The 22,712-nt window shown below is 73.2% G+C and carries 22 protein-coding genes; 9 read left to right on the top strand and 13 right to left on the bottom strand.

Translation table 11 applies throughout. The features are described 5' to 3' along the window. Positions 1 to 220: 220 nt before the first annotated feature. Positions 221 to 1,240, bottom strand: coding sequence for a LacI family DNA-binding transcriptional regulator (locus tag ACFYXU_RS21865; protein ID WP_389459302.1), 1,020 nt, complete (start codon positions 1,238 to 1,240; stop codon positions 221 to 223). A gap of 192 nt (positions 1,241 to 1,432) precedes the next feature. On the opposite strand from ACFYXU_RS21865, the gene ACFYXU_RS21860 reads away from it, so the two are divergent. From ACFYXU_RS21860 to ACFYXU_RS21845, 4 genes are all read left to right on the top strand, one after another. Further along, the gene (locus tag ACFYXU_RS21860; protein ID WP_389459300.1) at positions 1,433 to 3,622 is read left to right on the top strand and encodes a discoidin domain-containing protein; all 2,190 of its coding nucleotides are present in this window, start codon (positions 1,433 to 1,435) and stop codon (positions 3,620 to 3,622) included. A gap of 132 nt (positions 3,623 to 3,754) precedes the next feature. Further along, positions 3,755 to 5,935, top strand: a complete 2,181-nt coding sequence (locus ACFYXU_RS21855; RefSeq protein ID WP_389406862.1) for a discoidin domain-containing protein — start codon at positions 3,755 to 3,757, stop codon at positions 5,933 to 5,935. A 31-nt stretch (positions 5,936 to 5,966) separates the two neighbouring features. Continuing rightward, positions 5,967 to 7,076, top strand: coding sequence for a DUF1996 domain-containing protein (locus tag ACFYXU_RS21850; RefSeq protein WP_389406861.1), 1,110 nt, complete (start codon positions 5,967 to 5,969; stop codon positions 7,074 to 7,076). Positions 7,077 to 7,166: 90 nt separating this feature from the next. Further along, positions 7,167 to 8,603 (top strand): GH1 family beta-glucosidase, encoded by a 1,437-nt coding sequence (locus ACFYXU_RS21845; RefSeq protein WP_389406860.1) that lies wholly within the window; start codon positions 7,167 to 7,169, stop codon positions 8,601 to 8,603. Between the two features lie 15 nt (positions 8,604 to 8,618). On the opposite strand, the gene ACFYXU_RS21840 is transcribed toward ACFYXU_RS21845, so the two are convergent. The 3 genes from ACFYXU_RS21840 to ACFYXU_RS21830 form a co-directional block, all read right to left on the bottom strand. Beyond that, positions 8,619 to 9,266: an alpha-ketoglutarate-dependent dioxygenase AlkB gene (locus ACFYXU_RS21840; RefSeq protein WP_329858222.1), complete on the bottom strand. Its 648-nt coding sequence runs from the start codon at positions 9,264 to 9,266 to the stop codon at positions 8,619 to 8,621. 79 nt (positions 9,267 to 9,345) lie between these two features. Next, complete coding sequence (locus ACFYXU_RS21835; RefSeq protein ID WP_389406859.1) at positions 9,346 to 10,506, bottom strand: YihY/virulence factor BrkB family protein; 1,161 nt, start codon at positions 10,504 to 10,506, stop codon at positions 9,346 to 9,348. A 29-nt stretch (positions 10,507 to 10,535) separates the two neighbouring features. After that, positions 10,536 to 11,078, bottom strand: a complete 543-nt coding sequence (locus ACFYXU_RS21830; protein ID WP_389406858.1) for a VanZ family protein — start codon at positions 11,076 to 11,078, stop codon at positions 10,536 to 10,538. Between the two features lie 334 nt (positions 11,079 to 11,412). On the opposite strand from ACFYXU_RS21830, the gene ACFYXU_RS21825 reads away from it, so the two are divergent. Continuing rightward, positions 11,413 to 12,093 carry a DUF4230 domain-containing protein gene (locus ACFYXU_RS21825; protein WP_329858226.1) on the top strand — a complete coding sequence of 227 codons (681 nt, stop codon included), beginning with the start codon at positions 11,413 to 11,415 and terminating at the stop codon, positions 12,091 to 12,093. A gap of 101 nt (positions 12,094 to 12,194) precedes the next feature. Here the strand turns inward: ACFYXU_RS21825 and ACFYXU_RS21820 are convergent, their stop codons facing one another. Next, positions 12,195 to 13,031, bottom strand: a complete 837-nt coding sequence (locus ACFYXU_RS21820; protein WP_376517624.1) for an RNA polymerase sigma factor SigF — start codon at positions 13,029 to 13,031, stop codon at positions 12,195 to 12,197. Between the two features lie 277 nt (positions 13,032 to 13,308). Between ACFYXU_RS21820 and ACFYXU_RS21815 the strand changes: the two genes are divergently transcribed. Further along, complete coding sequence (locus tag ACFYXU_RS21815) at positions 13,309 to 13,734, top strand: ATP-binding protein (protein ID WP_384574690.1); 426 nt, start codon at positions 13,309 to 13,311, stop codon at positions 13,732 to 13,734. Positions 13,735 to 13,789: 55 nt separating this feature from the next. On the opposite strand, the gene ACFYXU_RS21810 is transcribed toward ACFYXU_RS21815, so the two are convergent. The 4 genes from ACFYXU_RS21810 to ACFYXU_RS21795 form a co-directional block, all read right to left on the bottom strand. After that, complete coding sequence (locus ACFYXU_RS21810) at positions 13,790 to 14,191, bottom strand: STAS domain-containing protein (protein ID WP_329858231.1); 402 nt, start codon at positions 14,189 to 14,191, stop codon at positions 13,790 to 13,792. After that, the gene (locus tag ACFYXU_RS21805) at positions 14,188 to 15,309 is read right to left on the bottom strand and encodes a B12-binding domain-containing protein (RefSeq protein ID WP_389406856.1); all 1,122 of its coding nucleotides are present in this window, start codon (positions 15,307 to 15,309) and stop codon (positions 14,188 to 14,190) included. Before ACFYXU_RS21805 ends, ACFYXU_RS21810 begins: the two co-directional genes overlap by 4 nt. Further along, on the bottom strand, positions 15,306 to 17,021 hold the full coding sequence (locus ACFYXU_RS21800) for a PP2C family protein-serine/threonine phosphatase (RefSeq protein ID WP_389406855.1): 1,716 nt from the start codon (positions 17,019 to 17,021) through the stop codon (positions 15,306 to 15,308). Before ACFYXU_RS21800 ends, ACFYXU_RS21805 begins: the two co-directional genes overlap by 4 nt. Before the next feature lie 402 nt (positions 17,022 to 17,423). Further along, on the bottom strand, positions 17,424 to 17,894 hold the full coding sequence (locus ACFYXU_RS21795; protein WP_389406854.1) for an ATP-binding protein: 471 nt from the start codon (positions 17,892 to 17,894) through the stop codon (positions 17,424 to 17,426). A gap of 205 nt (positions 17,895 to 18,099) precedes the next feature. Between ACFYXU_RS21795 and ACFYXU_RS21790 the strand changes: the two genes are divergently transcribed. Together ACFYXU_RS21790 and ACFYXU_RS21785 are read left to right on the top strand one after the other, a co-directional pair. Then, positions 18,100 to 18,333: a DUF5133 domain-containing protein gene (locus tag ACFYXU_RS21790; protein WP_376517622.1), complete on the top strand. Its 234-nt coding sequence runs from the start codon at positions 18,100 to 18,102 to the stop codon at positions 18,331 to 18,333. A gap of 217 nt (positions 18,334 to 18,550) precedes the next feature. Further along, complete coding sequence (locus ACFYXU_RS21785; RefSeq protein WP_376639065.1) at positions 18,551 to 18,835, top strand: cupin domain-containing protein; 285 nt, start codon at positions 18,551 to 18,553, stop codon at positions 18,833 to 18,835. Positions 18,836 to 19,027: 192 nt separating this feature from the next. On the opposite strand, the gene ACFYXU_RS21780 is transcribed toward ACFYXU_RS21785, so the two are convergent. The 4 genes from ACFYXU_RS21780 to ACFYXU_RS21765 all read right to left on the bottom strand — a co-directional run bounded on the left by ACFYXU_RS21780 (position 19,028) and on the right by ACFYXU_RS21765 (position 21,141). Further along, a complete protein-coding gene (locus ACFYXU_RS21780; RefSeq protein WP_329858240.1) occupies positions 19,028 to 19,402 on the bottom strand; it encodes a PRC-barrel domain containing protein in 375 nt (124 codons plus the stop codon). Positions 19,403 to 19,472: 70 nt separating this feature from the next. Beyond that, positions 19,473 to 19,697, bottom strand: a complete 225-nt coding sequence (locus tag ACFYXU_RS21775) for a DUF6458 family protein (protein ID WP_376510298.1) — start codon at positions 19,695 to 19,697, stop codon at positions 19,473 to 19,475. Positions 19,698 to 19,796: 99 nt separating this feature from the next. Continuing rightward, entirely contained in the window at positions 19,797 to 20,573 is a 777-nt protein-coding gene (locus tag ACFYXU_RS21770) for a hypothetical protein (RefSeq protein ID WP_389406853.1), read from the bottom strand. A gap of 16 nt (positions 20,574 to 20,589) precedes the next feature. Further along, positions 20,590 to 21,141 carry a hypothetical protein gene (locus tag ACFYXU_RS21765; protein WP_389406852.1) on the bottom strand — a complete coding sequence of 184 codons (552 nt, stop codon included), beginning with the start codon at positions 21,139 to 21,141 and terminating at the stop codon, positions 20,590 to 20,592. Between the two features lie 272 nt (positions 21,142 to 21,413). Here ACFYXU_RS21765 and ACFYXU_RS21760 point away from each other — a divergent pair, with 272 nt between their 5' ends. Next, positions 21,414 to 22,676: a PP2C family protein-serine/threonine phosphatase gene (locus tag ACFYXU_RS21760; RefSeq protein WP_376510304.1), complete on the top strand. Its 1,263-nt coding sequence runs from the start codon at positions 21,414 to 21,416 to the stop codon at positions 22,674 to 22,676. Positions 22,677 to 22,712 lie beyond the last annotated feature (36 nt).

The following is a 22,712-nucleotide window of genomic DNA, read 5'->3' as shown; positions in this document are numbered from 1 at the left end:
GATCCTCCGGAAGGCCGCCCCGACACCACCGGGGCGGCCTTCCGGGGTTCCCCCTTCCCTCGTGTTCGTACGGCAGGAGCGTCCATGTCCGCCGACGCCGACCTGCCGGCCGGGGACCGCTCCGCCGGCCCCGTCCTGCCCCTCGGTCCCGGCGCGCGCGTCAGGGCGCATCCCGCGCTGCTCGACGCCCCGGAGCCGTGAGGGGCGGGCGCCCCTGCGGTCAGGTGGACTCCCGTACGACGAGCACCGGCTCGAACACCTTCGAGCCGGGCCCGGACCGGGTTCCGTCGAGCTGCTCGACCAGGAGTCCGGCCATCGCGGCCGCCATCCGCTCCACGGGCTGGCGCACGGTGGTCAGCTGCGGCCGCGCCGAGCGCGCGGCCACCGAATCGTCGAAGCCGACGACGGCGACCCGGCCGGGGACGGTCACGCCCTGCTCGCGCAGGTACGCGCAGGCGCCCTGGGCCATGAGGTCGTTGGCCGCGAAGACGGCGTCGGTTTCGGGGTGCTCCTTCAGGAGCCTGGCCATGGCGCGTCTGCCGCTGTCCACCGTGAACCGGCCGCGGACGACGGGGACCGACGTGATCCCGTGGGCCGCGAGGGCGTCCCGGAAGCCGTCGAGGCGCTCGTCCGCCGTGGGGGCGGTGACCGGCGCGGCGATGGTGGCCGGAGCCCGCCGGCCGGTCGCCCACAGGTGCTCGGCGGCCAGCCGGGCCCCGGCGGCGTTGTCCAGGTCGACGTAACCGCAGCCCTCGCCGTCGCGGGGGCGTCCGAAGAGGACCGTGGGCAGGCCCGCCGTCATCAGCATCGCGGGGAGCGGGTCCTTCTCGTCCAGGGGTACGACCAGGGCTCCGTCCGCGCCGCCCTGTCCGAGGTACTCGACGAGCTGGGTCCTGGCCTGTGCGGACTCCGCGACCAGCAGCACCGGCTGGATCGCGCGCCGGCGCAGCACGGGCAGGACGCCGTCCACCACCCGCCCGAAGAACGGGTCGGAGAACACCCGGGCGGTGAAGGACCTGCCCGTGGCGGAGAGCACCAGGGCGACGGTTCCGGTGCGGCGGGTCACCAGGGAGCGGGCGGCCTGGTTGGGTGTGTAGCCGATGCGGGCGATGGCCTCGCGCACGTTCCGCTGGATGTCGGGGGCCACGTTGCGCACGCCGTTGACGACGCGGGACACCGTCGCGCGCGACACCCCGGCCTCTCGTGCGACGTCTTCCAGAGTCGGTGCTCGATTCCCCACCCACGCACCTTAACGGTGCTGTCTGTCCGGTGGGAGGACGGTCCGCGGCCGGCTTGGACCGGTCAAGGTCGACACTTAATGAAAGCCAAAAGAAAAGCCATGTCGTACGCCTTGACCGTCAACTCGCCCTGCGGGCAAGGTTTCGGGAGAGCGCTCTCCCATGTTTCCCCCCTGTATCCAGAGGAGACCCCCATGTCTTCCGTCGGGTCCCCGCCGGTCCTCCGGCGCCCCGCTTCGGCCGTCCGACGGGCCGCCGTCGGCGCCCTCGTCTCGTCGCTGGCCGGCAGCCTGCTCGCCCTGGCCCCCGCCACGACGGCACACGCCGCCCCCACCCTGCTCTCGCAGGGCAGGCCGGCCACCGCCTCCTCCACGGAAGGGGCCGCCTTCTCCGCCGGCGCCGCCGTGGACGGCAACCTCACCGGAACCCGCTGGGCCAGCTCCTGGCAGGACGCCCAGTGGATCCAGGTCGACCTCGGCAGCAGCGCCACGCTCAGCCACGCCGTCCTCACCTGGGAGGCGGCCTACGGCAAGAGCTACGAGATCCAGGCCTCCGAGAACGGCACCGACTGGCGGACCGTCACCTCCGTCACCGGCGGCGACGGAGGCACCGACGACGTCGCGCTCTCCGGCACCGGCCGCTACGTCCGGATGAAGGGCCTCACCCGGGCCACCGGATACGGCTTCTCCCTCTGGGAGTTCCAGGTGTACGGAACCACCGGCGGCACCGGTCCGACCCTGCCCGGCGGCGGCGACCTCGGCCCCAACGTGCACGTCCTCGACCCGTCCACCCCCGGCATCCAGGCCAAGCTGGACGAGGTGTTCAAGCAGCAGGAGTCGGCCCAGTTCGGCAGCGGCCGGCACGCCTTCCTCCTCAAGCCCGGCACGTACAACGGACTCAACGCCCAGATCGGCTTCTACACCCAGATCGCCGGCCTCGGGCTGCGCCCGGACGACACCACCATCAACGGTGACGTGACCGTCGACGCGGGCTGGTTCAACGGCAACGCCACCCAGAACTTCTGGCGCGGCGCCGAGAACCTGGCCGTGGCCCCGGTCAACGGCACCGACCGGTGGGCCGTCTCGCAGGCCTCCTCCTTCCGCCGCATGCACGTCAAGGGCGGACTCAACCTCGCGCCCGACGGCTACGGCTGGGCCAGCGGCGGCTACATCGCCGACTCGAAGATCGACGGTCAGATCGGCAACTACTCGCAGCAGCAGTGGTACACCCGGGACAGCTCCATCGGCGGCTGGTCCAACAGCGTCTGGAACCAGGTCTTCTCGGGTGTCGAGGGCGCTCCGGCCACCTCCTTCCCCGAGCCCCGCTACACGACCCTGGACACCACGCCGGTCTCCCGCGAGAAGCCCTTCCTCTACCTGGACGGCACCGAGTACAAGGTGTTCGCGCCCGCCAAGCGGACGAACGCCCGCGGCACCAGCTGGGCCAACGGCACCCCGCAGGGCGAGTCCGTCCCCCTGAGCCAGTTCTACGTGGTCAAGCCGGGCGCCACCGCCGCCACGATCAACCAGGCGCTCGCCCAGGGCCTGCACCTGCTCTTCACCCCGGGCGTCTACCACGTCGACCAGACCATCAACGTGAACCGCGCGAACACCATCGTGCTCGGCCTCGGCCTCGCGACGATCATCCCCGACAACGGCGTCACCGCGATGAAGGTCGCCGACGTCGACGGGGTCCGGCTCGCCGGCTTCCTGATCGACGCGGGTCCGGTCAACTCCCCCACCCTGCTGGAGCTCGGGCCGCAGAACTCCTCGGCGGACCACGCCGCCAACCCCACCACCGTGCAGGACGTGTACGTCCGCATCGGCGGCGCCGGGGCCGGCAAGGCGACCACCAGCATCGTCGTGAACAGCGACGACGCGATCATCGACCACACCTGGGTCTGGCGCGCCGACCACGGCGAGGGCGTCGGCTGGGAGACCAACCGCGCCGACTACGGCGTCCGCGTCAACGGCGACGACGTGCTCGCCACCGGCCTGTTCGTCGAGCACTTCAACAAGTACGACGTCGAGTGGTACGGCGAGCGCGGCCGCACCATCTTCTTCCAGAACGAGAAGGCCTACGACGCCCCCAACCAGGCCGCCGTGCAGAACGGCTCGACGAAGGGGTACGCCGCCTACCGGGTCGACGACTCGGTGAACACCCACGAGGGCTGGGGCCTCGGCAGCTACTGCTACTACAACGTGGACCCGACGATCCGCCAGGACCACGGCTTCAAGGCCCCCGTCAAGCCCGGCGTCAAGTTCCACAGCCTGCTCACCGTCTCACTCGGCGGCAACGGCCAGTTCAACCACGTCATCAACGACACCGGGGCGCCCACCGAAGGCACCGCCACGGTGCCCTCGACCGTCGTCAACTTCCCCTGACGGTCCGCCGGGACGCGCCCCCGCACCGGCGCGTCCCGGCCCTCCCACCCCTTCCGGGCGGCGCTCCCGTCCCCGCCGCGCCGCCCGGAAGGCGATCCCCTCCCCCTCCCGCAGTCCCCGCCAGGAGCCGCCATGACCGCGACCACCGCCCCACCCACCGCACGAAGGCGCGCCCGCGCCCGCACGACGGGCTCGCTCGTCTCCCTCGGCGCCCTGCTCGCCGCCTCCACCGCGGTGCTCGGCGCGACGCCCGCCACCGCCGCCGAGACCCTCCTCTCCCAGGGGAAGCCCGCCACCGCCTCCTCCACCGAAGGAGCCGCCTGGTCCGCGTCCGCGGCCGTCGACGGCGACCTCACCGGCACCCGCTGGGCCAGCCAGTGGAGCGACGCCCAGTGGATCCAGGTCGACCTCGGCAGCAGCGCGGACATCAGCCGCGTCGTGCTGAACTGGGAGGGCGCCTACGGCAAGGCGTACGACATCCAGCTGTCCGACAACGGCAGCGACTGGCGCACCGTCAAGTCCGTGACCGCGGGCGACGGGGGCACCGACGAGCTCGCCGTGAGCGGCACCGGCCGCTACGTCCGCCTCCAGGGCGTCACCCGGGGCACCGGCTACGGATACTCCCTGTGGGAGTTCCGGGTCTACGGCGGCGGATCCACCCAGCCCGAGCCCGGCGGCGCCGTCCGCGTCGGCGGCACGCAGGGCAACTGGCGGCTGACCGTGGGCGGACAGCCGTACACCGTCAAGGGCGTCACCTGGGGCCCCGCGATGGCCGACGCCGCCCGCTACATGCCGGACGTGCGGTCCATGGGCGTCAACACCGTCCGCACCTGGGGAACGGACGCCGGCACCAAGCCCCTGCTCGACGCCGCGGCCGCCAACGGCGTCAAGGTCATCAACGGCTTCTGGCTCCAGCCGGGCGGCGGCCCGGGCTCCGGCGGCTGCGTCGACTACGTGACGGACACCGCGTACAAGACCAACGCGCTGACCGAGTTCGCGAAGTGGGTCGACACCTACAAGTCCCACCCGGCCACCCTCATGTGGAACGTCGGCAACGAGTCCGTCCTCGGCCTGCAGAACTGCTACAGCGGCACGGCGCTGGAGGCCCAGCGCAACGCGTACACGACCTTCGTCAACGACGTCGCGAAGCGGATCCACACGATCGACCCGGACCACCCCGTCACGTCCACGGACGCCTGGACGGGTGCCTGGCCGTACTACAAGCGCAACGCGCCGGACCTCGACCTCTACTCGATGAACGCGTACGGGGACATCTGCGGGGTCCGCGAGGACTGGGTGGAGGGCGGCTACACCAAGCCGTACATCATCACCGAGACCGGCCCCGCCGGCGAGTGGGAGACCCCCAAGGACGCCAACGGCGTCCCCGACGAGCCCACCGACGTCCAGAAGGCCGACGGTTACACCAAGGCCTGGAACTGCGTCACCGGCCACCAGGGCGTCGCCCTCGGCGCGACCGTCTTCCACTACGGCGTCGAGCACGACTTCGGCGGCGTCTGGTTCAACCTCCTCCCCGACGGCCTGAAGCGCCTGTCGTACTACGCCCTCAAGAAGGCGTACACCGGCTCCGTCGCGGGCGACAACACCCCGCCGGTCATCAGCGGCATGACCGTCACGCCCGCCGGATCCGCCCCGGCCGGCGGCGAGTTCACCGTCCACGCCGACGTCCGCGACCCTGACGGCGACCCCGTCACCACCAAGATCTACCTGAGCGGCAACTACGCGAACGGCGACAAGCGCCTCGTCGACGCCCCGTTCCGCTCCCTGGGCAACGGCACCTTCGCCGTCACCGCACCCGAGAAGCTCGGCGTGTGGAAGGTGTACGTGCAGGCCGAGGACGGCCGCGGCAACGCCGGCATCGAGACGAAGTCCGTCAAGGTCGTCGCGCCCCCGGTGGACGGCACGAACATCGCCCTGGGCAGGCCCACCACCGCCTCCTCCTTCCAGGCCTCCTACGGCGACTGCCCCTGCCCCGCCTCCCTCGCCACCGACGGCAACGGCACCACGCGCTGGGCCAGCGACTGGAGCGACCCGCAGTGGATCCGGGTCGACCTCGGCTCGGTCCGCTCGTTCCGCCGGCTCCAGCTGGTCTGGGACCCGGCCTACGCCCGCGCCTACGAGGTCCAGGTCTCCGACGACGGCAACACGTGGCGCACCGTCCACTCCACCACCACCGGCAACGGGGACGTCGACACCATCGAGACCGGTGCCACCGCACGGTACGTCCGGCTCCAGCTCACCGCGCGCGGCACCGGCTGGGGCTACTCGCTCCACGAGTTCGGCATCTACAGCTGACCCCCTCCCCGAGGAGAACGAGGAGATCACGATGAGAATCCGCGGCAGGACCCTGTCCGCCTTACTGCTCGCCGCCGCCCTGGGCACGTCCGCCCTGACCGTCGGCACCTACAGCGCCGCAGCCGACGGCAAGGCCCCGACTCGGGCCACGAGCGCCTCCACCGGGGCCCACGTCATGGGCGGCTCCACCGGGGCGCACGTCATGGGCGCCTCCGCCCTCCCGTCGGCCGACGACGCAGACGGGGACGGATACATCCCGGCCGTCCCCCAGGTCACCGGCGTGACGCCGTCCGACCGGACGCCGGCCCCCGCGTACCACCGCGAGTTCCAGGCCAACTGCTCCGTCACGCACACCGCCCCGGACGACCCGATCGTCTACCCGGGCCAGCCCGGCGCGTCGCACGACCACACGTTCATGGGCAACAGGTCCACGAACGCGCACTCCACCACCGGCTCCCTCGCCGGCGGGGCCACCACCTGCAACGCGCCGGCCGACTCCTCGGCGTACTGGATGCCCTCGCTGCTCAAGGGCGACCAGAAGATCCTGCCCACCGGGCCCCAGGTCATCTACTACAAGTCCGGTGTCACCGACTACACGAGCGTCCGTCCCTTCCCCAAGGGACTGCGGTTCGTCGTCGGCAGCCCGACGCAGAGCGCCCAGGAGTTCCGCGCCCACAAGGGCTTCGTCGAGGGCTGGGAGTGCGGTGACAGCTTCTTCAACGTCGACTTCCCGGCGAGCTGTCCCAGCCGGCCCGACGTCCAGCTGAACATCCGCTTCCAGGCGCCCAGCTGCTGGAACGGCCTGTACCTCGACACCCCCGACCACAAGAGCCACATGGCCTACCCGGTGGTCAAGCCCGGCACCAACGACAACATGTGCCCGGCCTCCCACCCGGTGGCCCTGCCGATGATCGAGTTCAAGATGGCCTTCCCGGTCAACGGCGACATGTCCCAGGTCCGGCTCTCCAGCGGCCGCGGCTACTCCTTCCACTACGACTTCTTCAACGCCTGGGAGGAGCCCACCCTCAAGGCCCTGGTGGACCACTGCATCAACGGTGGCCTCCAGTGCGACACGCGCGGCTACGACCAGAACCACCCCGAGCGGGGCGCGGTCCTGAACGCGGACCACCGCCTGCCCTGACCCTCCCCGCCCCACGGCGCGGCCCGGACGCCCACGGGGGCGCCCGGGCCGCGCCCGTGCCACCCTTCCCGTCAGCGACCAGGAGCACCCATGACCGCCCGCCACGACGCGCTCATCGACCGCCTCCCCCCGCACTTCCGTTTCGGCGCCGCCACCTCCGCCTTCCAGATCGAGGGGGCCCACGACGAGGACGGCCGCACCCCGTCCATCTGGGACACCTTCTGCCGGGTCCCGGGCGCCGTCGACAACGGCGACACCGGAGACATCGCGTGCGACCACTACCACCGCATGCCCGAGGACGTGGCGCTGCTCGCCGCCCTCGGCCTCGACACCTACCGGTTCTCCGTCGCGTGGCCCCGCGTCCAGCCGCGCGGGCGGGGCCCGGTGAATCCGGCGGGGATCGGCTTCTACGACCGGCTGGTCGACGAACTGCTCGCGCGGGGCGTCACGCCCTGGCTCACCCTCTACCACTGGGACCTGCCCCAGGAGTTGCAGGACGCCGGCGGGTGGCCCGCCCGGGACACCGCCCACCGCTTCGCCGACTACGCGGAACTCGTCCACGAGCGCCTCGGCGACCGCGTCACCCACTGGACCACCCTCAACGAACCCTTCTGCTCGGCCGTGCTCGGTCACGTCGAGGGCGTCCACGCGCCCGGGGGCCGCTCCTTCGCCGACGGCGTGCGGGCCGTGCACCACCTGCACCTCGCCCACGGCCTCGCGGTGCGGCGCCTGCGGTCGGCCGCCCGGCGCCCCTTGGACCTCGCCGTCACCCATCTGCTCGGCACCAGCGGGCCCGCGACGGACACGGACGCCGACCGCGAGGCGGCCCGCCGCGCCGACGCCCTCGGGTTCCGCTTCTACCTGGACCCGGTCCTGCGCGGACGGTACCCGGACGACCTCGTCGAGGACCTGGCCGTCCGGGGCGTCGAGATCCCGGTCCTGGACGGCGACCTGGAGATCATCTCCAGCCCCGTCGACACCCTGGGCGTCAACTACTACCGGTCGATGCGCACCTCGGGCGTGGACGAGGGCGGCGCCGCCACCGACGCGCGCGGCCTCCCCGTCACCCGGAACCTGCCCCACGGAGGGCTCCCGGTGACCGGTCTCGGCTGGGAGGTGATGCCGCACGACCTCACGGCTCTGCTGCTGCGCGTCGCGCGCGACTACCCGGGGACGCCGATGGTGGTCACCGAGAGCGGAGCGGCGTACGAGGACGTTCCCGACGCGCACGGCTTCGTCGACGACGCCGACCGCACGGCCTACCTGGCGGCCCACCTCGCCGCCGTGGCCGAGGCGCGGGAGGCAGGCGCCGACGTCCGCGGCTACTTCGCCTGGTCGCTCCTGGACAACTTCGAGTGGGCGTACGGCTACGACAAGCGCTTCGGTCTCGTCCGCGTGGACTACGCCACCCAGACCCGCACGCCCAAGCGCAGCGCCCGGTGGCTCGGCGACACGGCCCGCCGCGTCCGTGCCGGTGCCGCGGGCCGCCGGGAGGCGGCGGAGGCGGCCGGATCCGCCGCCGGCTGAGCCCCGGCGCAGGGCTCAGCGCACTCCGCGCGGGCGGAACTGGACGCTGATGCGGGGGCCGACCGCGCGGCTCGTCTTGGGGATCGCGTGCTCCCACGTGCGCTGGCAGGAGCCGCCCATCACCACCAGATCGCCGTGGCCGAGGGGCAGACGGAGGGCGGTCGGGCCGCCGGAGCGGGGGCGGAGGGCGAGGTCGCGGGGGTCGCCCAGGGAGAGGATCGCGACCATGGTGTCCTGGGTGGCGGAGCGGCCGGTCCGGTCGCCGTGCCAGGCGACGCTGTCATGGCCGTCGCGGTAGAGGCAGAGGCCGGCCGTGGCGAAGGGTTCGCCGAGCTCGGCGGCGTAGTGGACGCCCAGGGCGTCCCGGGCCTCGGCCAGCGCCGGATGCGGGAGGGGGACCCCCTCGCCGTAGTGGGCCAGGAGCCGGGGCACCGCGACCACGCTGTCGTACATCGGCCGCTCCTCGGCCCGCCAGGGCACCCGCCCGGCCAGCTCCTCGAACAGCGCGTCGGCGCCCCGCAGCCAGCCCGGCAGGTGGTCGATCCAGGCTCCGCCGTCGAGCCGCGTCCGCCGGAGCCCGTCCAGCGGCCCGCACCGGATGTCGTCACCCTGGTCGAACAGGGAGGCCTGGAGACCGGGCAGGGCGGGTCGTGCTGCGGTCATGGCTCCAGCGTAGACCATGACCCGAACAGATGAGCGAATAGCGGACGCACCCCGCCGCCGAGCGCCCGGACCCCGGCCGCTACCGGGCCTCGCCCGGAAGACCCGCCTCGCGCCGCTCCTCCTCCGTCCACGCGCGCGTGTCGCGCGGCTCGACGTACGGCTCGCGGTCCGGCGGCATGCCGCCCGCCACCGCACGGCAGCGCAGCAGCTCGGCGTCGAACTCCAGACCCAGCAGGACGGCGAGGTTGCTGATCCACAGCCACACGAGGAAGACGACGACGCCGGCCATGGTGCCGTAGACCCGGTTGTACGACGCGAACTGCGCGACGTACACGGCGAAGCCCGCGGAGGCCGCCGCCCAGACCAGCAGGGCGAGCGCGCTGCCCGGGGTGACCCATCGCCACCCCCGGCCCTTCGCGTTCGGACTCGCCCAGTACAGCAGGGCGATCATCGCCACCGCGAGCAGGAGGAGCACGGGCCACTTGGCCACCGACCAGACGGTCAGGGCCGTGTCGCCGACGTCCAGCAGCTCACCGACCCGGCGCGCCACGTCCCCGCTGAGCACGAGCACCAGACCGCTCGCCGCTGCCATCACCATCAGCGCCGCTGTCATGCCGAGACGCAGCGGAAGGAGCTTCCAGACGGGACGGCCCTCGGGGACGTCATGGATGTGGTTGGCGGCGCGCATGAAGGCGCCGACGTAGCCGGAGGACGACCACAGTGCGGCCAGCAGGCCGGCCACCGCCATCACGGCGCCCGTGCCCGCGCTGTCCCGCAGGGCCGCCACCGCCTGCTCCAGCACGTCGCGCGCCGGCCCGGGCGCCAGTTCGCGCAGGCTCTCCATCACCCTGTCGGTCGTCCGGCGGCCGCCGATCCCGAGCAGCGAGACGAGCACCAGCAGCCCGGGGAAGAGGGACAGCACGCCGTAGTACGTCAGCCCGGCCGCCCGGTCCATGAGCTCGTCCTCCGCGAACTCGCGCACCGACCCCTTGAGGACGGTCACCAGCGAGGCCGGGGGCAGGTCGGTCGGCGAGTCGGGGGCGCGCGCCTCGACGGCGGGGCCGGGACCGGCGACCTCGGGGTCGTCGGTCCCGGCCCCGCCGGTTCCGGGGTCGGGCGTCTTGGGGGCTGTCGTCCTGGGGGCGGGCACCCCGGGGGCCAGGGCCTCGGGGGCGGAGGTCTCGGGGAGGAGGGTCCTTCGCTCCGGCGTCCGCCGTTCGGGAGTGTTCCGTTCGAGCATGACCGCGCGTGTACCCCCCTCGGACGGTCCTACGCGGCGCCGCTCGTCCCGGCCGGGCTGCTGCGGCGCTGCCACCAGCGCGGCCGGGTGCGCGGGTGGACGGCACGGCCCAGCCGCCGCCCGATCAGGAGGTACCCGATCAGGGCCCCCGTCGTGTTGAGGAGGACATCGTCGATGTCGAACGCGCGTCCCGTGATGAGCGCCCCCTGCACCAGCTCCACGAGCAGCATGGTGGCCGCCGTGATGAGGGCGACCCGGACGAAGCCGCGCGCCTTGAGGGACAGCAGCGGCAGCAGGATCCCGAAGGGGACGCCGAGGGCGATGTTCCCGCCGAGCTGCTTGACGGTCTCCAGGAACTGGGGCTGGTCCAGATAGCTCTCGATCGACCGGCCCGGCGTGAGGTTGCTGTGGGTGAGGGGGACGGACGCGGGCGAGGCCTCCAGGGTGAGTTTGGCCAGGACCACGGCGAAGGCCACCATGCCCACGAGCGCCACGAGGGCGACCAGCACCCGCACGAACGGCCCCGGGCCGCGCCGGGGTCGGGACTCCGCCTCCGGCTCCGGCTTCGTCATCGGCACCGGCTCCGTCATCGGCTCCGCCGCCGGGCCGGTCGCGCTCGTCGCCGGCTCCTTCCCCGTCCGCCCGGTCCCGGGCCCGGCGGGTGCCACCGCCGTTCCGCCACCCGCCGCTCCGGCTTTCCTCCTCGTCAGTCTCCGAACGATCATGTGCCTCTGCCTCCTCAGGACGACCGGGTCCGAACGGATCCCGCATACCCCTGAGCGGTTGTCGCATGCCGCCCGGATCCTCGGAGCCATCACGCCCGGCACACCGCCCTCACTCGACTCAACCCACCTCACCACCAAGGGGGTTGGGAGTGGGAAGCGCCGACGGGGGCACCAGGCCATCATGGGAGAAGACACCGAGAACACTCCGTCACCGCTCCGCGCGACAGCGACGCGATCCAGGGGAAGATGGCGCCCCCTCGTCGTCGTCCTGCTCGTGGTCGCCCTGGCACTCATCGTGATCGGTCAGTTCCTCAGGCTCCCCGGCCTGGACATCTTCGGGACGCAGGTGAAGGACCGCTCCGGTCCGGCCGTCCTGAAGTCCGTCCAGGACCTGAGCCGTTACGAGGGCGCGGCGGGGACCTACCAGGTCGTGGTCGACCTGGAGAACGACGCGCGGTTCCTTCCGGACGCGATCCGCGGCACCCGCACGCTCTACGTGGCGAACGGCAGCGTCGGCGCCTACGTGGAGCTGGGCGGCCTCGGGGACGGTGCCGTGACCGTCGACGCGGACCGGACCGAGGCGACGCTCCGCCTGCCGCACGCGAAGCTGGCCGCGCCCGCGCTCGACCCCGAGCGCTCGTACGCCGTGTCCAAGCAGCGGGGTCTGCTCGACCGGCTCGGCGACCTCTTCTCGGACAATCCGGCGAGCGAGCAGGCCGTCAACGTCCTGGCCGCCCGGCGGATCAGCGACGCCGCCCGCGAGTCCGGCCTCACGGCCCGGGCGGAGCGGAACACGACCGAGATGCTGCAGAAGCTCCTGCGCGGTCTCGGCTTCGAGCGGGTGACGGTGACCTACGTCTGACCCGGCGGAGGCACGGACGAGGGCGCCCGGACCAGGTTCTCACCTGGTCCGGGCGCCCTCGGGACGTACCGGTCACCGCCCGCGCGGACGGCCCGCCGGGATCAGCCGGTCTCGAGCAGCCCCGCGCGCAGGCGCTTCATCGTGCGCGAGAGCAGGCGCGAGACGTGCATCTGGGAGCAGCCGAGGCGCTCTCCTATCTGGGCCTGCGTGAGCTCCTCGACGAACCGCATGTGGATGATCCGGCGGTCGCGCTCGTCGAGCTCGGCGATGAGCGGCGCCAGGGTGTGGAAGTTCTCCACGAGCTCCATGGCGGGGTCCTCGCTGCCGAGGAGGTCGGCCAGGGAGGCGTCGCCGTCCTCGCCGTCGCCGCTCAGCGCGGCGTCGAGCGACGAGGAGTTGTAGCCGTTGGAGGCCAGTCGCGCCTCGGTGACCTCCTCCTCCGTCAGGCTCATCAGCTCGGCGAGCTCCTTGACCGTCGGGGTCCGGCCGAGGCGCGAGCTCAGCTCCTCGGTCGCCTTGGCGAGTTCGACCCGGGCCTCCTGCAGGCGGCGGGGCACGTGCACCGCCCAGGACGTGTCCCGGAAGAACCGCTTGATCTCCCCGACGATGTAGGGGACGGCGAACGTGGTGAACTCGACCTCACGCGAGAGCTCGAAGCGGTCGATCGCCTTGATCAGCCCGATCATGCCGACCTGGACGATGTCCTCCATCTCGTCGGCACGATGGCGGAACCGCCCGGCCGCGTACCGGACCAGGCTGACGTTCATCTCGATGAGGGTGTTGCGCGCGTACTGGTACTCGTGCGTCCCCTCCTCCAGGACGGTGAGCTCCTGGAAGAAGATCTTCGACAGAGCCCGGGCGTCCTTCGGCGCGACCGCCAACGCGTCCGGGACCAGCGGCAGTGTTCCCGTACCGACCTCGATCGCCCTGGCCGTCATCGTGGTGACCGTCACACCATTCCCCTTTCACCTGTTTCCCCGAGCGGGATACGACCCCGTTGGCTGCTCGCCTACCCGGAACCCCGAAGTCCACACAAAAAAATTTCCGAGGGGTGATTTGAGGTGTTACCTCCACTTCTGAGGGGCACTCAAGAGGGCCCCTCACGGCTCGGGTCGAGGCGCTTCGGCCTCGCCCGGTTCTTCCGACCGTGGCAGGGCAGACGGAACGTGCACGCGGCCGAAGGATGCGGTCGTCCGAAGGAGAGAAGGAAGTGACATGGCCCGGGATCCCTCCCTGAGAGCCGTCGGTTGGGCGCGCTCGCTGCCCCTGGGGAGCAACGTGAAGACGGCACGCGACTGGACGCGCGAGCACCTGGCGACGCTCGGCTGGGACCGGACGGCACCGGACCTGCTGGACTCGGTGGTGCTGGCCGTCTCCGAGCTGGTCACCAACGCCCACGTCCACGCCCGCAGCGACGCCCAGCTCATTCTCGCGTGGGACGAGACGTGCCTCCACGTGACCGTGCACGACGCCTCGCCCCGTCTCCCCGAGCAACGCCACCCCGACGACGACGCCTTGGGCGGACGCGGCCTCCTCCTCATCGACGTCCTCGCGGACGACGTCCGGACGCAGCCCTGTCCGCGGGGCAAGGACGTCACGGCCTGCTTCATGGCACCCTCGGCCGGGCCGAGCGCCGAGTGACGGCCCCTGGGCGAGCCGGCGGGGTCCGGGGCGGACCGGAGCCGGCGCCCGGACCTCAGCGCCCGGGCCGCTGAGGTCCGTCCGCGAAGCCGCTCGGGGTGTCGCCGTCGGGCCCCGCGGTCTCCGACCGGCCCGTCAGATGTTCGTACGTGCCGGTGAGGACGAGCATGCGGTCGAGGAAGGGCGGTCTGCGGTCGAGGTGCAGACGTGCCCCCACGGCCGTGGCGCACCGGTGGAGGGCCAGCAGGGTGGAGAGGCCCATCGAGTCGCACAGGGTCAGCCCCGCGCAGTCGAGCCGCAGCTCCGAGGGGGCGGGGGCGGAGTCGAGACGGGCGCGGAGCATGTCCAGGAGCTCGTCGGCGCTGTCCCAGGCGAGCTCGCCGGTGAGCTCCGCGCGCAGGACGCCGCCGCTCTCCTGTGCGTCCCCGAGATCGAAGGCGGTGTCGGGGGTGCTCATGGGCGGCGTCCGGGGTCCGTCGGGGCGGGGTCGCGCACGAGGGCGCTGCGTCCGGCGAGGAGGTGCGCCCGCGTGCGGGGAAAGTCGTACTGCGCGGCGGCGAGCAGGTCGAGGGCCGCGACGAGGGCGTGGTCGGGGACACCGCGGGCGCGCAGGATTCCGGCGGTCCAGGTGACGAAGCGGGTGAACAACTCGGCGTCGTCGGCGTAGAGGGACGCGGCGAGGAAGTCGACGATGTGGGCGATGTCCTCGGCGGTCCGTTCCCTTTGGCGTTCGGTGTACGAGGCCATGGCCGGCACGGTGTCCTCCAGCGCCGTGAGGACGCGGCGGATGAGCTCGGTCCGGCCCCGCGTGATCAGGGTGTACTCCTGGTCGGAGAGGTGCGGCAGTTCACGGTCGGGGTCCGGCGGGAAGCCCTCGGGTCGCCGCAGGCCGCCGGCGAGGAGGGAGGCGGCGGCACGGGCGTCGGGCGCCCACCCGTCCGCGCCGAGCAGGAGCGCGTACCGGCCGTCGGGGCCGAAGGCCGCTCCCCCGACGAGGACGGGAAGTCCGATGGCCTGCACGGCGGTGACGGCGGCGTGGGCCGTCGGGAGGCGCACCGGCAGGGAGGCCGAGAGGGCCACGGCGTCGGCGCCGTTCTGGTGCAGGTGCGCGATCAGGTGCGGGGTGGGCACGTGGGCCCCCAGGTAGTCCACCAGGAAGCCCCGGCCGCGCAGGACCTCCGCGAGGAGCCGGGCGGGCAGGGCGTGCCATTCGCCGTCGACGCAGGCGACGGTGACGCGTCGCGGTGCGGCTCCGCTCCCCGGCCGTACGCCCGGCGCGGCGGCAGGTCGGCGGTGCGGGTCCCGGTGGGCGAGGGCCGCGATGACGCGGTCCTGGATGGCCGTCGCGGCGTGCTCCTGGGCGACGCCGATCCGCCCGGCGGCCCACTCTCCGCCGACCCTGGCCTGCACGGGTCCGATGACGTCGAGCAGGAGCTCCTCCGCCGTGGCTCCCGCGTCATGGGCGTCGAAGACCGCCGAGGCCGCCGCCGTCTCGTCGCGGGCTTCGAGCGCCGCCCACAGCAGCTCGCGGGCGTGGGTGAGCCCGGAGGGCGCGGTCGTGGTGTGCGTGGTCATGCGGTGTACCTGCCCCGGGTGTGGCCGTTCACCGCGCTCAGGTGGTTGGTGTGCGGTGCGGTGATCGCGACGACCGCCATGTCGTCGTGCGGACCCCGGCCCACCCAGTCGCCGGCGAGCATCTGAAGGCGCTCGACGACCGCCTCGGCGGGGAGTCCGACGCATTCGGCCAGCGCGCTCCGGAGGCGCTCTTCGCCGAACATGGACGAGCCGAGCGGACCGCCCCGGGCCTCCGTGATCCCGTCCGTGTAGAGCAGGCACGTCTCTCCGGGCGACAGCTGCACGGTCGTGGACCGGGAGGTGACCTCGGGCAGGGCTCCCACGAGGGTGCCGGAGGTGTCCGCCTCCTCGACCGCTCCCGTGGTGCGCAGGATCAGCGGCGGCGGGTGGCCGGCGCTGGTCAGCCTCAGGCGCACCAGGCCGCCCGAGCGCCGCACGGAGGCCAGGACCAGGGTGGCGAAGCGGGTGTGGCGGGCGGTCAGGAGGGCGCCGTTGAGCAGCTTCAGGACGTTCTGGTGGTCGTCGGCGAGCGGGAGCAGCGCGTGGACGGTGCTGCGGATCCTGCCGGTGAGCACGGCGGCGTCCAGGCCCTTGCCGCACACGTCGCCCAGGACGGCGAGCGTCTCCTGCCCTTCGTCGGTCCCGGCGTGCACGTCGTAGAAGTCACCGCCGATCCGCTCCGTGTCCTGGGAGGTCCGGTAGCCGCCGGCGAAGTCGACCCCGCGCACGTGGTGGAGTTGCGGCGGGAGGAGTTCGGTGATCAGCGCGCGGGTGACGCGCGCCTGTTCCGCGTACAGCCGCGCGGCCGAGAGGGCGGCGCCGGCGCGGGCGGCGAAGAGCCGGGCGAAGCGCTCCTCGGACGCCTCGAAGGCCTTCCGCCCGCCGCGCCGCAGCAGGATCAGCGCGCCCGCGGGCACACCGTGGCCGGGCAGCGGGGTGATGGCGACGGCCCCGGGGGCTCCTTCGAAGCCTTCGGGCAGGGCCCAGTCCGGCAGCTCCGCCGGGTCGATCCAGCGGGCGGGCACCGGCGGGAAGCCCTGGAGTGCCTCGGCCAGGCCGGGCACTGTCGTCGGGTCCATCTTCACCTGGGCGCGGGCGCATCTCCCGCCGACCGCGGTGACCACGCCGTAACGGTTCCGCACGGGCGGGGAGATCACGAGCGCCGCGTCGCCGAGGTGGGCCGCGGCGAGCAGGACGACCTTCTCCAGGCACCGGTCGGGATTCAGCGAGGCCAGGAGCTGGGTGGAGGCCTCGGCGAGGATCGCCGTGCGCTCCTGCTCGATCCGCAGGGCTTCCTCCGCGGCGGTCAGGTCGGTGTCGTCGACCAGCCACCAGGCCACGTCGCCGTGACCGGACTCGGTGGGGTGGGCCCGCAGGAGACGGCCGGCGTGCCTGCCCCTGAGCGGCGGGCGGGCCCTGCGGCTGGCGGGTGCCGGGATCGTGGTCGGGGCCGGGTGGGCCAGCCGCCGGTGGGCGTCGGCCAGCCAGCCGGGGGCGACGTCGTCCAGCCAGGAGCCGACGCCCATCCCGGGGAAGAGGTCGGCGGCCGCGCCGTTGAACTCCACGACTCCGCCTTCGCGATCGGCCACCACCGTGGGGTGGGGCGAACGGAGCCACGAGACGTCCCCGGATGTGGACGTCCGGCTCCTGGGGCTTCCTCCTGGTGCGGAGGTGGCCTCCGGGCGGCCGAACTCGTCTTCGAAAACAGTCATATGCGTGGCCCGCGTGTCCTGGCCCGCCGCCTTCCCTATCGACGACAGCTCGTCCGTCCACCCTTGCTCAGGGCGCGCCGCACATCAAGTGAACTCCACTCCTTCCGGTACGCACCCGGCACTCTCCCGCCATATCCCCACCGTCCCGGCACTTCTGCTTCACCTCAGGATCACATTTCCACCACGGACGGCCACGTTTCGCCGTCCCGTTCGCGGTCACCCGGATTCCCGGGCCTCGTCCTCGTACCGAAGGGATTCCGTCGTGGCGGTCGTGCTGTGCCTGGTGCTCGGTGTCGGGGTGGCGATGTCGTGGTGGAGCGTCACGCCCGTCCGGGGCGGCGTGCGGAGGGGGTCCCGGTGAGGAGACGCAGGTCCGTGCCCTCTGCCGTACGCGCGCCGTCCTCAGGGGCGGTCGGGGGGACCGGCGTTCCCCGGCAGGAGGGGAAGCCGCGCGCGGACCCTCTTCCCTTCCGGGTCCGGCTCCACGCTCAGGCTCTCGCAGACGGTGAGGACGATCTCCAGGCCGTGGTGGCCGACGCGGCGGGGGTCGTGCCCCCGGGGTACGGGCGCGGCGGCAGCCCGGTCGAACACGGAGATCTCCAGGGCGTGGCCCCGCAGCTCCAGGAGCAGCCGGCAGGGTCCTGTCGCGTGCCGGACCGCGTTGGTCACCAGCTCGCTGACCACCAACTGGGCCAGCTCGACGCTCTCGTCGGCGACGGGTTCCGTGCGGACGGACGGGGTGCGGGCGAGGAAGGCCGCGGTGAAGGCGCGGGCGGCGGCGATCGAGCCGTCGTCGGAAGCGTGGTCGTAGACGGCGCTCGCGGACAGCAGGGGTTCCTGTGCCGCACACTCCGCGGTGATCGCGTCGGTCATGGCGCTGGCACTCCCCTCGTGTGTACTGGTGGGCGCGGTGCGCGCCTGGTACACGCTCTTCCCCGCTTCATGATTCCCACACCGCCCCCGCCGGGATCGCACCCGACGGATCCGTGGCCGGGCGGAAGAGGAGTGCGACGCCGGAGTCCGGGTACGCGAGCGTCGACCGGGGCGGTCGCCGCCCTGCAGACGACAGGAGCAGTACGTGTTGATGGCCCATCCCGCGGTCCTGCACAACCTCATCGAGCAGTACGAGACGCTCAGGGTGCTCCAGGCGGAGAGCGGCGGCGCCGAGGTACGGCGACGCATGGACGACCTGGCCTACACCCTGTGCGTCTCCACCGGCACCCGTGACGTGGAGACGGCCCTGATAGCGGCCCGCCACCGGCTGCCGGGAGCACGCCCCGAGGACGACTCGGCCCTGCCGGCGACGGCCTGAGCGGGTCGAAGAGCCCGGCACGCTCCGATCGGAGCGTGCCGGGCTCTTTCGCGCCCCGGGGCCACGGCTCCCCGGTGACGTACGGAGGCGCCCGCACCGTCCACGCCGTGCGGTGGGGCTCCCCCGCGCCGCGGTGGCCCAGCGGTTAACCTGCGGGTCGGAGCGGACTGCGCGGCCCGGCGCGGCGCCCGGAACCGACCACGGCGAGAAGAGCGACATGACCACCACCGCCCGCGCGACCGAGCAGCACGAGGACGACCGGGTCCGCGTCACCCGCTGGGACTTCGAACCCGGCCAGTCCACGGGCCGGCACGTCCACGCCCACGACTACGTCGTGGTCCCCGTCACCGACGGGCGGACCCGCGTGATCACGCCCGACGGCACGGTCACCGTCAACGAGCTGCGGGCGGGAGAGTCCTACGCGCGCCCGGCCGGCGGCGAGCACGAGGTCGTCAACGCGGGCGCGGCCCCGCTGGCCTTCGTGGAGATCGAGCTGAAGTAGCGGCGTCGCGGGCGGCCGTAGGGGGTCCGCGCCGCCCTGACCTGGTCCATGCCACCCGGCCGTACGCTCCCCGCGCGCGTCCCGCGCCGAAAAGCGGACCGCCCCGCACCGGAGGAAAGCCGGTGCGGGGCGGCCGCGAGGCCGTCGGCCTGGGTCGGGGGTCGTCGGCACCCCTTCTCAGGCCACGGCCCGTCAGAAGGCGCCCGATCCGCCCGGGAAGGGGCCGCCGGTGTGGTAGTACTGGCCGATCTCCTCGCGGTACTGGAGGTCGGCGAGGTGCTTCTCGGGGATGAACTCGGGCGAGTCCTTGACCTGCTCCTTGACCAGGCCGAGGTGGACGGTCTGCTCCACCAGGTCGATGCGGATGACCGCGCTCGCCGGGATCAGCACCTCCTTGCCGAAGATCCAGACGCCCGTGTCCACGACCAGGTACGCGTCGTCCACCTCGTCGGAGTGCCGGTCCACCTTCCCGATGTGCCCGTCGGCCGCCTCGACCCGCCATCCGGTCAGGTCGGTGCCCGCGAGGTGGCCGGAGTCGGCGTTGAAGGTCCAGACGTGGTCGTTCATTGCGGTGGCTCCCTTGTCGCTGTGCGTGGTGTACGTGGTGGCTGTCGCCGCACCGGGCGTGCGGGCCGCCTCAGAGCAGGTCACGCCGGTCGTCGTCGGTGACCGTCGGCGCCACGGGCGGCACGACCATCCGGCGCCGCCGGAGGACGCTCGTGTAGACGGCGGTCCCGAGGAATCCGACCGCCATCAGGATCAGACCGACGAGGTCGAGGTCGATGGCGTCGATCTGCCAGTCGGTGGCGAAGGTCAGGATGGCCCCGACGGCGATCATGATGATGAACACTCCCAGACCCATGTGAGGGCTCCCTCTCTGGCGGGCGGCACGGCGTCCGCGTACCCGGGTCCCTGCGGTTCATGTGCCCCTCCCCGGGAATCCGGGGCGGTGCGCGGACCGTCAGGCGGAAAGAAGTCGCTGGAAGAGGGCGCGGTACTGGCAGAGCGCGCGCCGCAGGCTCTCGGTGTCCGCCTCCAGGCCCTGGCTCCACTGGCCTTCCAGGGCACCGCGGTGCCGGCCGAAGGTGTCCGCCAGGGTCCGCATCACGTCCCCGACGAGTACGTCCGCCGCGTGGACGGCCTGGCGCGGGTCGTCGACGAACCGGCCCTGGACCTCGTGCCAGCGGGTGAGGAACGCCTCCTGCTCCGCGTCGTCGAGGAGGTCCGGGATCTCCTCGTCACCGGCTCCGCCGTCGGGACGGACGGGGCGGGCGTGCTCCCCGCGGTGGTCCGGGGCACCGGTCGCAGGCACGTCCCCCGGCGGGTCCTGCGGAAGGCCCTGCGGGGCGGGCTTGGCATGACGGGGATGACCCTCGTGGCCCTCGTGACCCTCATGACCGTCGTGGACCACGTGACTCTCGTGGCCCTCCTGGACCTCGTGGCCCGTCGGCCCCGCGGCGGGGTCGGCGAAGGGCCTGGGCGGGATCGGCGGCGCCGGCGGCGGCGCGGACTCGGCCTGGGGGGCCTGCGGCGACGTGAGCCGCTGCGCGGGCACATCGGACCGGAGCGGCGCCGACCCCGGCGAGGCGGGACCCGTTCGGTCGTCCAGGGGCTGGGCTCCCGCGGCGCCGGCGCCGGTCTCGCCCCAGGTGTCCGGCGTGCCGGGGTACGCGTCGGGGGCGTGCCGGGGGCTCGGTACCCGCGTCCTGTGCTCGGACGGGTCGTGGTGGTTTCGCATGTCTCCTGCCTCCGCGTCAGGACCGGCGGGCGCCGGTCGGCTCGCCGTCGGCGAGCAGGTCGTCGAAGAGGGTGCGGTAGTGCATCATCGCGCCCCTCATCTGTTCGGTGGTGGCGGACTTGGAGGTGCTCAGGGCGTGGACCTCCAGGGCCTGCCGGTAGTGCTGAAGCGTGCGCCCGTGCCGTACGGACAGATCGCGCATCCGCTGCTCGTGCCCCTCGTCGGGGTAGCCGAGGTCGCGGATCAGTTCCGCCACGAGGGCGTCGGCGTCCTGGACCGCGGCCTCCGGGAGGTCCACGAACTCCTCCTGGACGCGCATCCACCGTCGGCCGTACTCTTCCCGCCGCTCGGCGGGAACGGGCGTGATGCGCAGGTCGTTTAGGCGGCGCGCCCGGGACTCCAGCTCCCGTTCGGCGGCCCGTCTGCTGCCGGTCGCCTCGACGATCCGTTCGTACTCGGGTCCCGAGCGGTCACGGAGTGCCGTCCGCCGTCGGCGGCCCACCGCCAGGACGGCGACGCACCCCAAGACGACGACCGCTACGACGACCAGGACGATTCCGGTCTGCATCGGCTCTCATCCCTTCGCGTTCTCTCGCGGACTCGCACTTTCCGTCCCGGGCTTCCGGGGCCCGGGGAACTCATGGAGGTCCGCGTGCCCCGCGACCTCTCCCGCAAACCGGCCGTCGGCGCGATCGGCCGCGTGCCCCGACCGGTCCCGCCGGCTCCCCGGCCCGGGGCGGGCCGGTCGGGGGATCGTGGGAGCGACACCCCGGCAGCGCGCGGCGCCGCGCCGACCGGCCCGGTTCCGGCGCATGATGAGGTGGGTGCCGGGTTCGGCCGGTGCCCCTGACGAAGGGCGGGCGGGTGCCGGTGGCGGACGACGACCTGGGCCCGGTCCTGGCCGATGTGCTCGCCGCGTCCCACCGGCTCGCGCCGCGCGCGATCCCCGCTCTGGTGCGGGACGCGGGGCGGCGGCTCGGTCTGACCGACGCCGGCGCGTACGTGGCCGACCTCCAGCAGCGCAACCTGGTCGCGCTGCTCGGCCCGGAGCAGGCGCGGTGGCCCGGGGCCGAGGCCGGTACCGGGACCGGGGATCCGGACACCCTGCCCATCGACGGCTCACTCGCCGGACGGGCGTACGGCACCGAGACCGCGCAGCTGAGCCCGCCGGACGACGGGGGCACCGAGCGGACCGGCTGGATCCCGATCGTGGACGGCATCGGCCGCCTCGGGGTGCTGTGGGTGACCGCGCCGGAACTGGACGCGCCCCTGCTGCGCCGGTGCGAGGCCCTGGCAGATCTCCTCGCCCTGGTCCTCTCGACCAAGCAGCCGTACAGCGACCTCCTCGCGGAGACGATGCGGACCCGGCAGATGAGCCTCCAGGCCGAACTGCTGTGGGCGTTCCTGCCGCCGCGCACGATCGGGAGCGCGGCGGTCACGTCCAGCGCCATCCTGGAGCCGGCGTACGAGGTGGGAGGCGACGCGTACGACCACAGCCTGGCCGGAGACGTACTGCATCTGACGCTCCTGGACGCCATGGGGCACGACCTGGCGTCCGGCGGGTGCAGCGCCGCCGCGCTGGCCGCGTGCCGGTCCACCCGGCGCGCGGGCGGCGGTCTCGACGCCATCGCCCGGGAGATCGGCCGCACCCTGGACCGCTGGATCCCCGAGCGGCTGCTGACCTGCGTCATCGCCGACCTGGACACCGCCACCGGCCGCCTGGACTGGGTCAACTGCGGCCATCCCCCGCCGATGCTGATCCGCGACGGCCATGTCGTCGCCGACGCCCTCGCCCGGACCCCCCGGCCGCCGCTCGGGCTGGCCGGGTACGACCTGCCGGATCCGCTGGTCCACAGCGTCCAGTTGCATCCGGGCGACCGGGTGCTGCTCTTCACCGACGGCGTCACCGAGGCGCGTTCCGCCGGCGGCGAGCTCTTCGGCGAGGCCCGCCTGGCCGACGCCGTCGTCCGGGCCCTGACGGACGACCTGCCCGCGCCCGAGACCCTGCGCCGTCTGGTCCAGCAGATCCTCGTCCACCAGGGCCGGCGCCTGCACGACGACGCCACCGTCCTGCTCGTCGAATGGCACCCTCGGCCGCGCTGAGCCGCCGGTCCGGGGCGACCGCCCGCGGCCGGGCCC

Origin of the sequence: Streptomyces sp. NPDC002232, assembly GCF_042890295.1 — a bacterium.
GTDB lineage: Bacteria > Actinomycetota > Actinomycetes > Streptomycetales > Streptomycetaceae > Streptomyces.
The sequence above is the reverse complement of the archived record's forward strand: the minus strand, read 5'-3'. Positions and strand labels throughout refer to the sequence as shown.

Coding starts and splice junctions, on each gene's coding strand:
- ACFYXU_RS21765 (WP_389406852.1), bottom strand. CDS start 21,141: ATGCAGACCGGAATCGTCCTGGTCGTCGTAGCGGTCGTCGTCTTGGGG.
- ACFYXU_RS21795 (WP_389406854.1), bottom strand. CDS start 17,894: ATGACCGACGCGATCACCGCGGAGTGTGCGGCACAGGAACCCCTGCTG.
- ACFYXU_RS21820 (WP_376517624.1), bottom strand. CDS start 13,031: ATGACGGCCAGGGCGATCGAGGTCGGTACGGGAACACTGCCGCTGGTC.
- ACFYXU_RS21805 (WP_389406856.1), bottom strand. CDS start 15,309: ATGACCACGCACACCACGACCGCGCCCTCCGGGCTCACCCACGCCCGC.
- ACFYXU_RS21860 (WP_389459300.1), top strand. CDS start 1,433: ATGTCTTCCGTCGGGTCCCCGCCGGTCCTCCGGCGCCCCGCTTCGGCC.
- ACFYXU_RS21825 (WP_329858226.1), top strand. CDS start 11,413: ATGGGAGAAGACACCGAGAACACTCCGTCACCGCTCCGCGCGACAGCG.
- ACFYXU_RS21785 (WP_376639065.1), top strand. CDS start 18,551: ATGACCACCACCGCCCGCGCGACCGAGCAGCACGAGGACGACCGGGTC.
- ACFYXU_RS21850 (WP_389406861.1), top strand. CDS start 5,967: ATGAGAATCCGCGGCAGGACCCTGTCCGCCTTACTGCTCGCCGCCGCC.
- ACFYXU_RS21800 (WP_389406855.1), bottom strand. CDS start 17,021: ATGACTGTTTTCGAAGACGAGTTCGGCCGCCCGGAGGCCACCTCCGCA.
- ACFYXU_RS21830 (WP_389406858.1), bottom strand. CDS start 11,078: ATGACGAAGCCGGAGCCGGAGGCGGAGTCCCGACCCCGGCGCGGCCCG.
- ACFYXU_RS21840 (WP_329858222.1), bottom strand. CDS start 9,266: ATGACCGCAGCACGACCCGCCCTGCCCGGTCTCCAGGCCTCCCTGTTC.
- ACFYXU_RS21845 (WP_389406860.1), top strand. CDS start 7,167: ATGACCGCCCGCCACGACGCGCTCATCGACCGCCTCCCCCCGCACTTC.
- ACFYXU_RS21810 (WP_329858231.1), bottom strand. CDS start 14,191: ATGAGCACCCCCGACACCGCCTTCGATCTCGGGGACGCACAGGAGAGC.
- ACFYXU_RS21835 (WP_389406859.1), bottom strand. CDS start 10,506: ATGCTCGAACGGAACACTCCCGAACGGCGGACGCCGGAGCGAAGGACC.
- ACFYXU_RS21855 (WP_389406862.1), top strand. CDS start 3,755: ATGACCGCGACCACCGCCCCACCCACCGCACGAAGGCGCGCCCGCGCC.
- ACFYXU_RS21815 (WP_384574690.1), top strand. CDS start 13,309: ATGGCCCGGGATCCCTCCCTGAGAGCCGTCGGTTGGGCGCGCTCGCTG.
- ACFYXU_RS21780 (WP_329858240.1), bottom strand. CDS start 19,402: ATGAACGACCACGTCTGGACCTTCAACGCCGACTCCGGCCACCTCGCG.
- ACFYXU_RS21775 (WP_376510298.1), bottom strand. CDS start 19,697: ATGGGTCTGGGAGTGTTCATCATCATGATCGCCGTCGGGGCCATCCTG.
- ACFYXU_RS21770 (WP_389406853.1), bottom strand. CDS start 20,573: ATGCGAAACCACCACGACCCGTCCGAGCACAGGACGCGGGTACCGAGC.